The following is a 15649-nucleotide window of genomic DNA, read 5'->3' on the forward strand; positions in this document are numbered from 1 at the left end:
TGCCCGCGAAGAACGATGACGCGTAATACCTGAAAAACCGCGGTGCATTCTTCGCGGGCAAGCCTCGCTCCTACAGGTTCTGCGTCGTCCCCCTCGCCAAAAAATCTCAGCGGATCACCACTTCATCTCGCCCTTGGCGACTTTGGCGCTCAGCTCAAGCGAGCTTTCTTCGCCCAGGGTCGGGTAGCGTTTTTTCATTGCGCCGATCAGTTCGGCAGCGTCTTTCGCCTTGGCGGTTTCTTCGTCGAAAGCCTTGATGTAATCGGTGGTGAACTGCACCGCCGCCAGCGAACGCGCGCTCTCACCGAGGTAGTGACCCGGCATGATGGTGTTCGGCTTCAGCGCTCCAATCGCCTGCAGCGTCGTCAGCCAATCGGCATGGGACTGCGGGGTCTGGGTGTCGGCCATCCACACGTGAATGTTTTCCGCGACCACCACGCCACCGACCACCGCCTTGATCGACGGGATCCACACAAAGCTGCGATCCGGCTGCTTGCCGTCCAGGCCGATCACCTGCAATTTCTGCCCTTCCAGCATCAGGCTGTCGCCCTTGAGCACCTTCGGCACGATGGTTTTGTTCGGCACGTCGGCACCCATTTTCGGGCCCCAGAATGCCAGTTTGCCGTCGACGGTTTTTTTGATGTGATCAACCGTCGGTTGCGAGGCCAGCACTTTGGCTTTCGGGAACGCCTGGGTGACGGTGTCGAGGCCAAAGTAGTAATCCGGGTCACCGTGGCTGATGTAGATGGTGGTCAGTTGCTTGCCGCTGGCGCGGATTTTTTCCACCACCTGTTCGGCCTGGGCTTTGCCGAATTGCGCGTCCACCAGAATCGCTTCCTTCTCGCCGCTGACCAGCACCGAGGTCACAGGGAAGAGTGCGTTGGTGCCAGGGTTGTAGACGTCCAGCGTCAGGGTGGGCGCTGCAGCGGCATGGGCTGCGAAGCCGAGCGTGGCGGTTGCCAGAAGAATGCGTTTGAGTGAAGTGAAGCCGATCATCTGTTGCTCCGTTGTCCGAATGCCGTGTTTGGCGATGGGACAGAGCTTAGTTGCCTGGTTCGATACAAAAAATGCGATGCTTGAACATAGTTTGTTTCTGAAAGCGGGCAAATCATGGATCGTCTACAAGCAATGCGGGTGTTCGTCACGGTGGTGGACCTAGGCAGCCAATCGGCCGCCGCCGATCACCTGGACCTGTCACGGCCGGTGGTTTCACGCTATCTGGCGGAGTTGGAAGATTGGGTCGGCGCGCGCCTGATGCACCGCACCACGCGCAAATTGAGCCTGACCGCCGCCGGGACGGAAATTCTGCCTCGTTGTCGGCAGATGCTCGATTTGTCCACCGACATGCAGGCCGCCGTCAGCGAACCGGACGACGCACCGCGTGGCCTGCTGCGGATCAGCGTCAGCACCTCGTTCGGCCAGGCGCAACTGGCGGACGCCATGGCCGCTTACGTCAAACGTTACCCCGGCGTCAGCATCGACCTGCAAATGCTCGACCGCACGGTGAACCTGGTGGATGAACGCATCGACCTGGCCATCCGCACCAGCAACGACCTGGACCCGAACCTGATCGCCCGACGGCTGACGGTCTGCCGCTCAGTGATCTGCGCCTCCCCCGCTTACCTGCGCGAACACCCGACACCGCAACGGGTCGAGGACCTGAGCCTGCACAACTGCCTGACCCACTCTTACTTCGGCAAAAGCCTCTGGCATTTCGAGCAGGATGGCGAGCCTGTTTCGGTGCCGGTGCAGGGCACCATCAGCGCCAACGAAGCCAGCACGCTGTTGCGCGCGACGATGGCCGGCGCCGGCGTGGCGATGCTGCCCAGCTATCAGGCGGGTGTGCATATCCACAGCGGCGAACTGATCCGCCTGCTGCCCCAGGCCGAACCTCGGCAGATGAACATCTATGCGGTGTATGCCTCGCGCAAGCACATGCCGGCGGCGTTGCGCAGCATGCTGGATTTTTTGGTATTGAGGTTTCCGGAAGAGCCGGAGTGGGATGTCGGTCTGTAAACACTTCCCCTGTGGGAGCTGGCTTGCCTGCGATGGCGTCGTCACATTCAACAATGATGCCGACTGACAATCCGCTATCGCTGGCAAGCCAGCTCCCACAGGGGACATCATCGTTCTGAATACCGGGTTACATACAAAACCGGACTTGCTGGCAACTCGCCCGCGCTGACCTATGCTCAAAGCAGTACCGAAAGGTATTCGTTCAGAGGTCAGCGCCATGAACATCAAAACAAAAAGATACCTCGCCATTTTCATCACTTGCACGGCGACGCTGGCGCTGTATGGCACAGCCGCCTGGCGTGTCGAGCAGTTGCGACAAGTGCCCCGTGAATACGCGAGCTGCAACTTCGAACGCTGCATTCCCCACAACGCGACCCTCAACGCCCTCCGATGACGAAGGGGTTCAGGCTTCGTTGTCCTGATCGGCAGGATCCTGATCGGCTTTCAAACGGTCGCGAAAAGCCTTGGGCGAAATACCCACTCGACGCCTGAACAGGCGTGTGAAGTTGGTCGGATCGGAAAACCCCAACACGTCGGACATTTCATAAATGGTCATGCTGGTGTAGGTCAGCAAGCGCTTGGCCTCCAGCAATTGACGCTCGTGCATGATCTGCAACGCCGGTTGCCCCGCCAGCTCGCGGCACGTGCCGTTGAGGTGAGACACGGAAATCCCCAGCCGATGAGCCAGGTCCTCGACCTTGACGTGCTGGCGATAGGTTTCTTCCACCAGCTGAATAAAGCCGTTGAGGTATTCCCGAGCCCGTTGCGGACGCTGAGTGGCGGTTTGGCGCTGAATCACCTGACGGCTGATCCACACCATAATCACGCTGACCAGCGAATGCATGAGCATTTCGCGCGCCGGTTGATGGCCGGTGTATTCGCTTTGCAGCGCTGAAAACAGGCTGTTGAGGTACTCGCTGTCCTTGCCCGCAGGGTAGCTTTCGGCCTGTGTCAGAGCGTTCACCGAATTTCCTAGTTGTGCTTGCAGATGGGCGATCAGCGGCGCGGCCAGCGTGACGACGAACCCTTCGACGTCCTCGGAAAACCGATAACCATGCACCGATAACGGCGGCAGAATCAGGATTGCGGGCTCAGTCAATTGTGAGCGTTTGCCTTCGATTTCAAGCTCTGCCTGACCTTTGAAAACGAAGAGTAACTGACACAAATCGGCGTGGCGGTGGGGTTTGATTTCCCATTGATGTTCGCGGCTGCGTTTGGAAATGGTTTCACAGTGCAATAAGTCAGGGGTCGGCCAGTCCAGGTTTTCACCGTAGAGTTTGAACACCGGAATCGATGGCAGGTCAGGCTTGTTCATCACTTCAATCCAGGCCTCAAGGGTAACGGGGCGATAATCGCACCGATTGGCAGAATGTACAGGTATCGGCTCAGTTTTCCCCTTCAATTGACAGACTCGCAAGTGAAAAATGCAAGTACTCGATCCATAAAAATCATTCACCGGCCTTGGTTGCGTGAAGCTTGCGAGTCATAAAAACAATGAAAACACTGAAAACCCAAGTTGCGATCATCGGTGCCGGCCCCTCTGGTTTGCTACTCGGCCAATTGCTGCATAACGCCGGCATCGACACCCTGATCCTCGAACGCCAGACCCCGCATTATGTGCTCGGACGCATCCGCGCCGGTGTCCTCGAACAAGGCATGGTAGAGCTGTTGCGTCAGGCCGGGGTGGGTCAGCGCCTGGACGCCGAAGGGCTGGTCCATGCAGGCTTCGAACTGGCCCTCGACGGGCGCCGGGTACACATCGATTTGCAGGCGCTGACGGGCGGCAAAACCGTGATGATTTACGGCCAGACCGAGGTCACCCGCGACCTGATGGCCGCCCGTCGGGACGCTGGAGCACAGACGATTTATGAAGCCCGCAATGTCGTCCCCCATGGCAGGAAAACCGCCGAACCCTTCGTCACCTTCGACAAGGACGGCGAAACGTATCGACTCGATTGTGACTACATCGCCGGCTGCGACGGTTTCCATGGCGTAGCGCGGCAGTCGATTCCTGTGGACTGCCTGAAAGTGTTCGAGCGGGTTTACCCGTTCGGCTGGCTGGGGATTCTCGCCGACACGCCGCCGGTGCATGAGGAGTTGGTCTACGCGCGGCATGAACGGGGGTTTGCGCTGTGCAGCATGCGTTCGCCGACACGTACCCGTTACTACCTCCAGGTTCCGGCACAGGACAACGTCGAAGACTGGTCCGATCAGCGCTTCTGGGATGAGCTCAAATCCCGTCTGCCGACCGCCCTCGCCGCCTCTCTGGTGACTGGCCCGTCGATCGAAAAAAGCATCGCGCCGCTGCGCAGTTTCGTCGTCGAGCCGATGCAGTACGGGCGGATGTTCCTTGTCGGCGACGCCGCGCACATCGTTCCGCCCACCGGCGCCAAAGGCCTGAACCTGGCCGCCAGTGACGTCAGTACGTTGTTCAACATTCTGCTGAAGGTTTACCGCGAAGGGCGTATGGATTTGCTGGAGAGGTATTCCGAGGTCTGCTTGCGGCGGGTGTGGAAAGCCGAGCGGTTTTCCTGGTGGATGACCTCGATGTTGCATCGCTTCGACGAGCACGACGCGTTCAGCCAGCGCATCAGCGAATCGGAACTGGCCTATTTCGTGGACTCCGAGGCCGGCCGAAAAACCATCGCAGAAAATTACGTCGGTCTTCCTTATGAGGCTATCGAATAGCCTGCTACCGACTTAAACTGGCGAGCACTCCGCTCGCCTTGCCCGCTGCGGGTCCATTACTGCCCGCAGGTTATACCCGTGACCAATCTCAACCAGCCTGAAACGCCCAAGCCGGCCATTCGCAGCGTGCTGATCGCCCTGATGCTGGCGATTTTTCTGGGCGCGCTGGATCAGACCATCGTCGCCGTGTCGATGCCGGCCATTTCCGCGCAGTTCAAGGATGTCAGCCTGCTGGCCTGGGTGATTTCCGGGTACATGGTGGCGATGACCGTGGCGGTGCCGATCTACGGCAAACTCGGCGATCTGTATGGCCGCCGCAAGTTGATGCTGTTCGGCATGGGAGTGTTCACCCTCGCGTCATTGTTCTGCGGCATGGCGCAGAGCATGGAGCAACTGGTGCTGGCGCGGATTCTTCAGGGCATCGGCGCCGGCGGAATGATTTCGGTGAGCCAGGCGATCATCGGCGACATTGTTCCGCCCCGCGAACGCGGTCGCTATCAGGGTTACTTCAGCAGCATGTACGCGGTGGCCAGCGTGGCCGGCCCGGTTCTCGGTGGCTACATGACCGAATACCTGTCTTGGCGCTGGGTGTTTCTGATCAACCTTCCATTGGGCCTGGGTGCCTGGCTGGTGGCTCACCGCACGCTGGTGGGGCTGCCAGTGCCGCAGCGCAAACCGATCATTGACTACTTCGGCACGTTGCTGATGATCATCGGCCTGACGGCGTTGTTGCTGGGTATTACTCAGGTCGGCCAGGGCTATTCGTGGCGCAGCGCCGAAGTGTCGGGTTTGCTCGGTTGTGCGGTGGTGGTGCTGGCTCTGTTCGTCTGGCATGAACGACGGGCGCGGGAACCGTTGCTGCCGATGCACTTGTTCGCCAACCGCAGTGCGATTCTGTGCTGGTGCACGATTTTCTTCACCAGTTTCCAGGCGATCTCCTTGATCGTGCTGATGCCATTGCGTTTCCAGAGCGTCACCGGCTCCGGGGCCGATAGCGCCGCGCTGCATCTGTTGCCGCTGGCCATGGGTTTGCCTATAGGCGCGTACTTCGCCGGGCGCCAGACCTCGGTGACCGGTCGTTACAAACCGATGATCCTGACCGGCGCCCTGCTCATGCCGTTCTCGATTCTCGGCATGGCGTTCAGTGCGCCTCAGGCATTTGTGCTGAGTAGCCTGTTCATGTTGCTCAGCGGCATCGCCAGCGGCATGCAGTTCCCGACATCGTTGGTGGGCACGCAAAACTCGGTGGAACAACGGGACATTGGCGTCGCCACCAGCACCACCAATCTGTTCCGCTCTCTGGGCGGTGCAGTGGGCGTGGCATTGATGTCGGCGCTGTTGCTGGCGTTGCTGCAGGATTCGAGTTTCGCTCACCTGGCCGGCTCGTCGCTGATTGCCGACGGCCATTCGGGGAATGTCTTGCTCGATGGTTTGAACGCCGCGCCGGGTGATGCGCAAAACGCCTTGCGCGCTGAGCTGCTGCTGACCTTCCGGCATTTATTGATAGTCAGCGCGGCGGTGTCGCTGCTGGGCCTGGCGGCGGCGATAGCCATGCCGAACAGGGTGTTGCGAGGGCGGGAGGATTCGGTTCGCTAACCCCTAGGACCGATCGTTCCCACGCTCTGCGTGGGAATGCAGCCCCGGACGCTCTGCGTCCCATTGGAACGCGGAGCGTCCCTTGAGGCATTCCCACGCAGAGCGTGGGAACGATCAATAGGCCCCCATCACTGCATCGGGCTATTAAGGCCGGGTGCGCAGTTGCTGTTGCAGATTCTGAATCTGCGCCTGCAGGGTGTTGATGTTGCGGGTGACCTGGCTGCGGAAGGCGTCGAACTCGGCGGTGTTGGTGCCACCTGGTGTGGCGGCCGGGCGGTTGTCCTGTTGGCTTTTGAGCACAATCATGTCTTGCTCCAGGCGCTCGACGGCGGCGCTTGGGTTGCCTTGTTTCTTCAGCGCCACAATGTCAGCGCCCAGGCTTTTGAGTTGGGCGTCGAATTGGCTGGTATCGTCCTGCGCGTTCTTCAACGCGGCCAGTTCGCCGCTCAAGGCTTTGACCTGAGCCTGCAACTGAGCATTGGCGGTCTGTTGTTCGGTGGCTTGCGCGGTGATTTGCGCCAGGCGCTTGTCCAGTTCGGAGGTCTGGCCGAGTACGCCTTGCTGCTGTTTGCTCTGGTCCTGAAGCTTGCTTTCCAGCTGTTTGCTCTGCTCCTGGAGTTTGCCTTCCAACTGTTTGATTTGCAGCTTCAACGCTTCACTGCCAGTGCTGACGTTGGACTGGCTGGCCACGACCTTGCCGGAAATGTCCTGCAAGCGCCCCGCCGCTTCCTCACTGATGCGCGCGAAACTTTCCTGGGTCGCCACCAGTTGCTGTTCCATCAGCGAGATCTGCTGAAAACTCCACCAGGCAAGGCCGGCGAAGGCAAAGAACAACGCGCCTACCAATGCCCACAGAGGGCCGGTGCTCGGGCCTTTGACCTTGACTACCGGCGTGGTGCGCGAATGCACGGAAGTGCGAGCGGTGGCCGGAAAATCATCGTCATCGAGACTATTGGCGCGCAGGCTCGGGACATCGTCGAAGTCGTCGTTGGCATCGTTACGCATGGGCATTAGGGTCAACCTTTGTAAAACGCGGTGATGGCTTGATGCGGCGAAGTATAACCCCCGCAGCCGCACCGGTTGACCCTGAACCCCGAACTCGGTTCAGTCAGGGCCGCCCTTGTGTATCAGCGAATGTCCTGAGCCTTCCACCAGCCGCAGAATTCATCGAGAGCGGTCCAGAGGCTGACTTTCGGATCGTAGTCCAGATAATGCCGCGCGCGACTGATGTCCAGGGTGAAGTTTTTGTTCATGACCTGCATGCCCAGCCGCGATAGCGTCGGCTCGGGACGACCGGGCCACAGCTTGCACACGCCCTCGTTGAGTGCAGCAAGGCTGTAGGCCAAACCGTAGGAACGGTAGCGGGTAACCTGTGGGACATCCATTTGGCGCATCACGTAATTGACCACATCCCACAACGGAACCGGCGCGCCGTTGCTGATGTTGTAGGCCTTGCCCAAGGCCGAACCGCTGGCCAGCAAGCTGCTGAGCAACGCTTCATTGAGGTTTTGCACGCTGGTGAAATCGACCTTGTTCAGGCCATTGCCGATAATCGCCAACCGCCCTTTGCGCTGCATCTTCAGTAGTCTGGGGAAAATGCTCATATCGCCGGCACCCGTCACGAAACGCGGGCGCAGGGCCAGGGTTTCAAGGCCGAATTCCTGCGCTCCGAAGACTTTTTGCTCGGCCTGGTATTTGGTCGCGGCGTAGGGATGTTGGAAGCGCTTGGGCACCTGTTCTTCGGTCAATCCCAGATGATCACGACCATCGAAGTAGATCGACGGCGACGACAAGTGCACCAGGCGCCGAACCCGCTGTTTCAGACAGGCCTCGACCACATTCTCGGTGACCTCGACGTTGCCTTGATGAAAGTCCTGATACCGCCCCCACAAACCCACTGCACCGGCGCAATGGACCACGGCTTCGACGTCTGAACACAGGTCGCGCGCCAGTTGCGGGTCGCTCAAGTCGCCCTGAATGAACTCGGCGCCACGGCGCACCAGATGCTCGACGCTCTCGGCCCGGCGACCGTTGACCCGCACATCCAGCCCCTGCTCCAGGGCAAAACGCGCAAAGCGTCCGCCAATGAAGCCGCTTGCGCCGGTGACCAGAATCTTCATGAATTGCTCCGAATATTTCGTTTTGCGTTTTGCGCTTTGCATATTGTGTAGGACGTGAGGTCTTGACGTTGCCCGTCAGGCCAACGGCACCAGCCATTGCTTCGACGAGTGCACCAATTGATCGGTGAGTAACCCCAATAGCTGACCGCCATTGCGCCAATGATGCCAGTAGAGCGGCACATCGATGGGCTTATCTGGCAAAAGCTCCTGCAGGATGCCGCGCTCAAGTTGCTCGCGCACCTGCAATTCAGGCACCAGGCCCCAGCCAAGCCCTGCTTCCGTGAGGCGAAGAAACCCTTCGGATGATGGGCATAAATGGTATTCGAAACCGCCGTCAACACCGAGGGAAGCGAGATAGCGATGCTGTAGGAAATCATCCGGGCCAAACACCAGGGCCGGAGTTTTCGCTAACTGATCGGCGCGCACACCTTCGGGAAAATGCCGGGCAATGAACGCCGGGCTCGCCATCGCACGGTAGCGCATCGCCCCCAACAGAACGCTGCGCGCACCAGCCACTGGCCGTTCACTGGCGCAGACACACCCCGCCACTTCGCCTGCGCGCATGCGTTTGAGGCCGACGGTCTGGTCTTCCACCACCAAGTCGAGCAACAGATGTTGTTCCGCGCAAAAATCCCCCACCGCCTCGGCCCACCACGTGGCAAGGCTGTCGGCATTCAGAGCGATACGCAGGCGTTCCGGCAGGCCTTCTTCGTCCAGCGCCGGGACCAACGTTTGTAGATCCCGCTCAAGCAATCGCACCTGCTGCACATGGTTGAGCAATCGCCGGCCAATCTCCGTCGGCGCCGGGGGTGTGACCCGCACCAGCACCGGTTGGCCGACCCGGGCCTCCAGCAGTTTGATCCGTTGGGAGATGGCCGATTGTGACAAACCCAACACCTGCGCGGCGCGCTCGAATCCGGCCTGCTCGATTACGGCGGCGAGCGCGGAAAGTAATTTGTAGTCGAACATCAGTTTTCCTAATGAGCGATCAGTACTATTGGTTTTTCTTATACAGCCTTCAACCGGAGAATGGCCAGCAAGAACTCTTGAACAAGGATCACCGACATGGCTGGCGAAACGTCATTGGCAACCCTGCTGCGCAGCATGAGCCCGCAACTCAACGACGGCGAATACGTGTTCTGCACGTTGGGCGACGGCAAGCTGCCCGCGGGTCTTGAGATTGTCGGCAGTTTTCGCGAACGGGAAGGCCTGACGGTGATTCTGCAACGTTCCCACGCTGAGAAGGCCGGTTTCAGCTTCGACTACGTCGCCGCCTGGATCACCTTGAACGTGCACTCGGCCCTCGAAGCCGTCGGCCTGACCGCCGCGTTCGCCACGGCGTTGGGCCAGGCCGGCATCAGTTGCAACGTGATTGCCGGCTATTACCACGACCATTTGTTCGTCGGCCAGGCCGATGCCGAACGCGCCCTGCAGGTACTGCGGGATCTGGCATCCAACGCGGAGTAAACGTATGTGGCAAAGCTATGTGAACGGTCTGTTGGTGGCCGCGGGGCTGATCATGGCGATCGGCACCCAGAATGCGTTTGTGTTGGCGCAGAGCCTTCGGCGTGAGCATCACCTGCCGGTGGCGGCGCTCTGCGTCACCTGCGATGCGTTGCTGGTGGCCGCCGGGGTGTTCGGCCTGGCGACGGTGCTGGCGCAAAACCCGACCCTGCTGGCCATCGCCCGTTGGGGTGGCGCAGCGTTTCTGCTGTGGTACGGCAGCCTGGCGTTGCGTCGGGCCTGTTCGAAGCAAAGCCTGCAACAGGGCGAAAATCAGACGGTACGCTCGTTGCGGGCGGTATTGCTCAGTGCGTTGGCGGTGACGCTGCTCAATCCGCATGTGTATCTGGACACCGTGCTGCTGATCGGCTCCCTCGGCGCACAACAAACCGAGCCCGGTGCGTATGTGGTGGGCGCGGCCAGTGCATCATTGCTGTGGTTTTTCACTTTAGCCCTTGGCGCGGCATGGCTGGCGCCGTGGCTGGCACGGCCAAGTACCTGGCGAATTCTCGACCTGTTGGTCGCCGCCATGATGTTCACTGTAGCGTTCCAGTTAATCAGCGCCGGATGATTTATTCCAAAAGGCTCTGGAACCTCTATTCCACACAGTTGTTGCGTGGTTATGCCGCACCCCCGGTGCTATGATCCGATCCCTGCGCCGCAAAGAGTACAAACTCCCCGGCGCATGTCTGGCCGCCCGTGATCGGCCTTGCGCTCACCGCAACTGACCTGATTAGGAGAATCATCATGGCTTTCGAATTGCCGCCGCTGCCTTACGCACACGATGCCCTGCAGCCGCACATTTCAGAGGAAACTCTGCAGTACCACCACGACAAGCACCACAACACCTATGTCGTGAACCTGAACAACCTGGTGCCAGGCACCGAGTTCGAAGGCAAGACCCTGGAAGAAATCGTCAAGACTTCCTCGGGCGGTATATTCAACAACGCCGCTCAGGTCTGGAACCACACTTTCTACTGGAACTGCCTGGCGCCAAACGCCGGCGGTCAACCAACCGGCGCGCTGGCTGATGCCATCAACACAGCTTTCGGTTCGTTCGACAAGTTCAAGGAAGAGTTCAGCAAAACCTCCATCGGCACCTTCGGTTCCGGTTGGGGCTGGCTGGTGAAAAAGGCTGACGGTTCCCTGGCCCTGGCCAGCACCATCGGCGCCGGCAACCCGCTGACCAGCGGCGACACCCCGCTGCTGACCTGCGACGTGTGGGAACACGCTTACTACATCGACTACCGCAACCTTCGTCCGAAGTACGTCGAAGCGTTCTGGAACCTGGTCAACTGGAAGTTCGTGGCTGAGCAGTTCGAAGGCAAAACCTTCACCGCTTAAGCTTCGCGCCAGCCCATAAAAAAACCCGGCTTTTGCCGGGTTTTTTTATGGGCTGGGGAAATGGGTACATCCCTACAGCCGCCTTCGCGGGCAAGCCTCGCTCCTACAGGGGGGAGAGGTCATATACAAAAATCTGTGTACGACACAAATCCTGTGGGAGCGGGCTTGCCCGCGATAGCGGTGTGTCAGGCTCAGGGATGTTGGATGTGCCGCCGACATCGCGGGCAAGCCCGCTCCCACAGTATTGCGGTGTATCTGAGCTACGGAGGGAATATTCCCACAACGCGAGTGGCATTCGTCCTCTTGCCCCCACATCACAGCCGTCTAACATCAATCACAGGAAAATTGTCCCGTTCCCCTCAAGTTGAGGGCCCCAACAACCGACACAGTACTAATAGGGCAAATACTCAAAACAACAGCATATCGGCCAAGCTACCGGCAAAATCCCCTGGGTTGGATTGTCCCTTTGACTGACATCATGGGATTGCCAATACTCATGGCAACTTGACGCTACCCGCACGGAACAAGGAATAACCCTTTGAAGCTGGAACTCAAGAACAGCTTGTCGGTGAAGTTGCTCCGGGTCGTGCTCCTGTCGGCATTGATCGTCGGCGTGGTCTTGAGCTGCGCGCAGATCGTTTTCGATGCCTATAAAACACGTCAGGCCGTGGCCAGCGATGCCCAGCGCATCCTCGATATGTTCCGCGACCCTTCTACCCAGGCTGTCTATAGCCTGGACCGGGAAATGGGCATGCAGGTGATCGAAGGCCTGTTTCAGGACGATGCTGTGCGCATGGCCTCCATTGGCCACCCCCACGAAGCCATGCTCGCGCAAAAAACCCGCGAGCTGCAGCATTCCAACAGCCGCTGGCTGACCGACCTGATCCTCGGCAAGGAACGCACCTTCGTCACCCAACTGGTGGGCCGTGGCCCCTATAGCGAGTACTACGGCGACCTGAGCATTACCCTCGACACCGCCACCTACGGCAAGGGCTTCATTGTCAGCTCGGTGATCATCTTCATCTCTGGCGTATTGCGCGCCCTGGCCATGGCTTTGGTGCTGTATCTGGTCTATCACTGGCTGCTGACCAAACCGCTGTCGCGAATTATCAAACACTTGACCGAAATCAACCCGGACCGGCCCAGCGCCCACAAGATTCCGCAGCTCAAGGGGCATGAAAAAAACGAGTTGGGCGTGTGGATCAATACCGCCAACCAGTTGCTCGAATCCATCGAGCGCAACACTCATCTGCGTCACGAAGCGGAAAACAGCCTGCTGCGCATGGCCCAGTACGACTTCCTCACCGGCTTGCCGAACCGCCAGCAATTGCAGCAACAACTGGACAAAATCCTCGTCGACGCCGGTAAGTTGCAGCGTCGGGTCGCGGTGCTGTGTGTCGGGCTCGATGATTTCAAAGGCATCAATGAACAGTTCAGCTATCAGACCGGCGACCAGTTGCTGCTGGCCCTGGCCGATCGCCTGCGGGCTCATAGCGGGCGCCTCGGCGCCCTCGCCCGTTTGGGTGGCGACCAGTTCGCATTGGTCCAGGCCGACATCGAACAACCTTATGAAGCGGCCGAACTGGCCCAAAGCATTCTCGATGACCTGGAAGCGGCGTTCGCCCTCGATCATCAGGAAATTCGCCTGCGCGCCACCATCGGCATCACCCTATTCCCCGAGGACGGTGACAGCACCGAAAAGTTGCTGCAAAAAGCCGAGCAGACCATGACCCTGGCCAAGACTCGCTCACGCAACCGCTATCAGTTCTATATCGCCAGCGTCGATACGGAAATGCGCCGACGCCGCGAGTTGGAAAAAGACCTGCGCGATGCCTTGATCCGCGACCAGTTCTACCTCGTCTACCAGCCGCAGATCAGCTATCGCGATCATCGCGTGGTGGGTGTCGAGGCGTTGATTCGTTGGCAACATCCCGAACATGGGCTGGTGCCGCCGGACCTGTTTATCCCGCTGGCCGAGCAGAACGGCACCATCATCGCCATCGGCGAATGGGTGCTGGATCAGGCCTGCAAACAATTGCGCGAATGGCACGATCAGGGTTTCGACCTGCGCATGGCGGTGAACCTCTCCACCGTGCAGTTGCACCACGCCGAGTTGCCGCGGGTGGTCAATAACCTGCTGCAGATGTATCGCCTGCCTCCGCGCAGCCTGGAGCTGGAAGTCACCGAAACCGGCCTGATGGAAGACATCAGCACCGCCGCCCAGCATCTGCTGAGCCTGCGTCGCTCCGGCGCGCTGATCGCCATCGACGACTTCGGCACCGGTTATTCATCACTGAGTTATCTGAAAAGCCTGCCGCTGGACAAGATCAAGATCGACAAGAGCTTCGTTCAGGACCTGCTCGATGACGACGATGATGCGACCATCGTTCGGGCCATCATTCAGTTGGGCAAGAGCCTGGGCATGCAGGTGATTGCCGAAGGCGTGGAAACCGCCGAGCAAGAGGCCTACATCATCTCCGAAGGCTGCCACGAAGGTCAGGGCTATCACTACAGCAAACCGCTGCCGGCCCGGGAATTGAGCGCTTATCTCAAGCAAGCCCAGCGCAGTAATGCAGTTATTTTGTAGAAGATCAAAGATCGCAGCCTCGTTTCACTCGACAGCTCCTACAGTAGGAGCTGTCGAGTGAAACGAGGCTGCGATCTCTTGATCTTCAACACAACTCCCGCCTGAATAAGAAATATTTACAAGCACAAGCCTTTACACATAATGCGAAAGATTTGCATTATGTCGCAGTTTTGCGCGCCCCTCGCGCGTCCATCAATCACCGAAGCAGGATGTTCGCCATGATTCGTATGCCTCTGGCTACCGCCAGTCTGCTGGCCATCGCTATTTCCCTCGCCGGTTGCGGCGAAGGCAAAGACAAGGCTGCCGCTCCACAAGCGCCGACCCCGGCCGCCAGCACCGCTGCCCCGGCTGCGCCTGCTGCTACTGGTAAAGTCGATGAAGCCGCCGCCAAGGCTGTGGTCGCGCATTACGCCGACATCGTCTTCGCCGTTTACAGCGATGCCGAATCCACCGCGAAAACCCTGCAAACTTCCATCGACGCGTTCCTGGCCAAGCCAAACGCCGACACCCTGAAAGCCGCCAAGGCTGCCTGGGTCGCGGCCCGCGTGCCTTACCTGCAGAGCGAAGTGTTCCGCTTCGGCAACACCATCATCGACGACTGGGAAGGTCAGGTGAACGCCTGGCCACTGGACGAAGGCCTGATCGACTACGTCGACAAATCCTACGAGCACGCACTGGGTAACCCGGGCGCCACCGCCAACATCATCGCCAACACCCAGGTTCAGGTCGGCGAAGACAAGATCGACGTGAAAGACATCACCCCGGAAAAACTCGCCAGCCTGAACGAGCTGGGCGGTTCCGAGGCTAACGTCGCGACCGGCTACCACGCCATCGAATTCCTGCTCTGGGGCCAAGACCTGAACGGCACCGGCCCTGGCGCCGGCAACCGTCCAGCTACCGATTACCTGGAAGGCAAAGGCGCTACCGGCGGTCACAATGATCGTCGTCGCGCTTACCTGAAATCCGTGACTCAATTGCTGGTCAACGACCTGCAAGAAATGGTCGGTAACTGGAAGCCGAACGTGGCTGACAACTACCGCGCCACTCTGGAAGCGGAACCGGCTGAAACCGGCCTGCGCAAAATGCTGTTCGGCATGGGCAGCCTGTCCTTGGGCGAACTGGCGGGCGAGCGCATGAAGGTCTCCCTGGAAGCCAATTCCCCGGAAGACGAACACGACTGCTTCAGCGACAACACCCACAACTCGCAGTTCTACGATGCCAAAGGCGTGCGTAACGTGTACCTGGGCGAATACACCCGCGTAGACGGCAGCAAAATGACCGGTGCGAGCCTGTCGTCGCTGGTGGCCAAAGCCGACCCGGCAGCCGACACCGCGCTGAAAGCCGACCTGGCTGCGACCGAAGCCAAGATGCAGGTCATTGTCGATCACGCCAACAAGGGTGAGCACTACGACCAACTGATCGCCGCGGGCAACACTGCTGGCAACCAGATCGTGCGCGACGCCATCGCCTCGCTGGTCAAGCAGACCGGTTCGATCGAAGCGGCCGCCGGCAAACTGGGCATCAGCGACCTGAACCCGGACAACGCTGATCACGAGTTCTGATCAACGCTGGCTGAGTGAAAAAGGCGACCTTCGGGTCGTCTTTTTCATGCCCCCGCGCCGATCGTTCCCACGCTCTGCGTGGGAATGCAGCCCGGGACGCTCCGCGTCCTATCCAGAGCCGAACGCGGAGCGTCCGTTGAGGCATTCCCACGCAGAGCGTGGGAACGATCAGTTGCCCCACATCAACCAAACGATAATTCCTCTTATTCAAACTCCCCTGCCCTGTTAGACTT

At 59.5% G+C, this 15649-nt stretch carries 14 protein-coding genes; 9 read left to right on the forward strand and 5 right to left on the reverse strand.

What is annotated here, in order from left to right; all coding sequences use genetic code 11:
* Positions 1-114: 114 nt before the first annotated feature.
* Positions 115-996 (reverse strand): MBL fold metallo-hydrolase, encoded by an 882-nt coding sequence (locus tag NHU87_RS25385; RefSeq protein WP_253553436.1) that lies wholly within the window; start codon positions 994-996, stop codon positions 115-117.
* 114 nt (positions 997-1110) lie between these two features.
* Here NHU87_RS25385 and NHU87_RS25390 point away from each other — a divergent pair, with 114 nt between their 5' ends.
* Positions 1111-2016, forward strand: coding sequence for a LysR family transcriptional regulator (locus tag NHU87_RS25390; RefSeq protein WP_253553438.1), 906 nt, complete (start codon positions 1111-1113; stop codon positions 2014-2016).
* A gap of 217 nt (positions 2017-2233) precedes the next feature.
* A complete protein-coding gene (locus NHU87_RS25395) occupies positions 2234-2410 on the forward strand; it encodes a hypothetical protein (protein ID WP_253553441.1) in 177 nt (58 codons plus the stop codon).
* A gap of 9 nt (positions 2411-2419) precedes the next feature.
* Here the strand turns inward: NHU87_RS25395 and NHU87_RS25400 are convergent, their stop codons facing one another.
* Positions 2420-3331 carry a helix-turn-helix domain-containing protein gene (locus NHU87_RS25400; protein WP_253553443.1) on the reverse strand — a complete coding sequence of 304 codons (912 nt, stop codon included), beginning with the start codon at positions 3329-3331 and terminating at the stop codon, positions 2420-2422.
* Between the two features lie 179 nt (positions 3332-3510).
* Here NHU87_RS25400 and pobA point away from each other — a divergent pair, with 179 nt between their 5' ends.
* Both pobA and NHU87_RS25410 read left to right on the forward strand, forming a co-directional pair.
* On the forward strand, positions 3511-4704 hold the full coding sequence (pobA, locus tag NHU87_RS25405) for a 4-hydroxybenzoate 3-monooxygenase (protein WP_253553445.1): 1194 nt from the start codon (positions 3511-3513) through the stop codon (positions 4702-4704).
* Between the two features lie 78 nt (positions 4705-4782).
* Entirely contained in the window at positions 4783-6300 is a 1518-nt protein-coding gene (locus NHU87_RS25410) for an MDR family MFS transporter (RefSeq protein WP_253553447.1), read from the forward strand.
* A 144-nt stretch (positions 6301-6444) separates the two neighbouring features.
* On the opposite strand, the gene NHU87_RS25415 is transcribed toward NHU87_RS25410, so the two are convergent.
* The 3 genes from NHU87_RS25415 to NHU87_RS25425 form a co-directional block, all read right to left on the reverse strand.
* Complete coding sequence (locus tag NHU87_RS25415) at positions 6445-7311, reverse strand: ATPase (protein ID WP_253553450.1); 867 nt, start codon at positions 7309-7311, stop codon at positions 6445-6447.
* Between the two features lie 116 nt (positions 7312-7427).
* Positions 7428-8420, reverse strand: a complete 993-nt coding sequence (locus NHU87_RS25420; RefSeq protein WP_253553453.1) for an NAD-dependent epimerase/dehydratase family protein — start codon at positions 8418-8420, stop codon at positions 7428-7430.
* Positions 8421-8495: 75 nt separating this feature from the next.
* Positions 8496-9389, reverse strand: a complete 894-nt coding sequence (locus NHU87_RS25425) for a LysR family transcriptional regulator ArgP (protein WP_253553456.1) — start codon at positions 9387-9389, stop codon at positions 8496-8498.
* 96 nt (positions 9390-9485) lie between these two features.
* Between NHU87_RS25425 and NHU87_RS25430 the strand changes: the two genes are divergently transcribed.
* From NHU87_RS25430 to NHU87_RS25450, 5 genes are all read left to right on the forward strand, one after another.
* Entirely contained in the window at positions 9486-9887 is a 402-nt protein-coding gene (locus NHU87_RS25430; protein ID WP_253553459.1) for an ACT domain-containing protein, read from the forward strand.
* A 4-nt stretch (positions 9888-9891) separates the two neighbouring features.
* Complete coding sequence (locus tag NHU87_RS25435; RefSeq protein ID WP_253553462.1) at positions 9892-10494, forward strand: LysE/ArgO family amino acid transporter; 603 nt, start codon at positions 9892-9894, stop codon at positions 10492-10494.
* 176 nt (positions 10495-10670) lie between these two features.
* On the forward strand, positions 10671-11267 hold the full coding sequence (locus NHU87_RS25440; RefSeq protein ID WP_253553465.1) for a superoxide dismutase: 597 nt from the start codon (positions 10671-10673) through the stop codon (positions 11265-11267).
* A gap of 538 nt (positions 11268-11805) precedes the next feature.
* Positions 11806-13854, forward strand: a complete 2049-nt coding sequence (locus NHU87_RS25445; RefSeq protein WP_253553468.1) for a putative bifunctional diguanylate cyclase/phosphodiesterase — start codon at positions 11806-11808, stop codon at positions 13852-13854.
* 218 nt (positions 13855-14072) lie between these two features.
* Positions 14073-15416 (forward strand): imelysin family protein, encoded by a 1344-nt coding sequence (locus NHU87_RS25450; protein WP_253553471.1) that lies wholly within the window; start codon positions 14073-14075, stop codon positions 15414-15416.
* Positions 15417-15649 lie beyond the last annotated feature (233 nt).

This window comes from Pseudomonas mandelii (assembly GCF_024138395.1).
Taxonomy (GTDB): domain Bacteria; phylum Pseudomonadota; class Gammaproteobacteria; order Pseudomonadales; family Pseudomonadaceae; genus Aquipseudomonas; species Aquipseudomonas mandelii_E.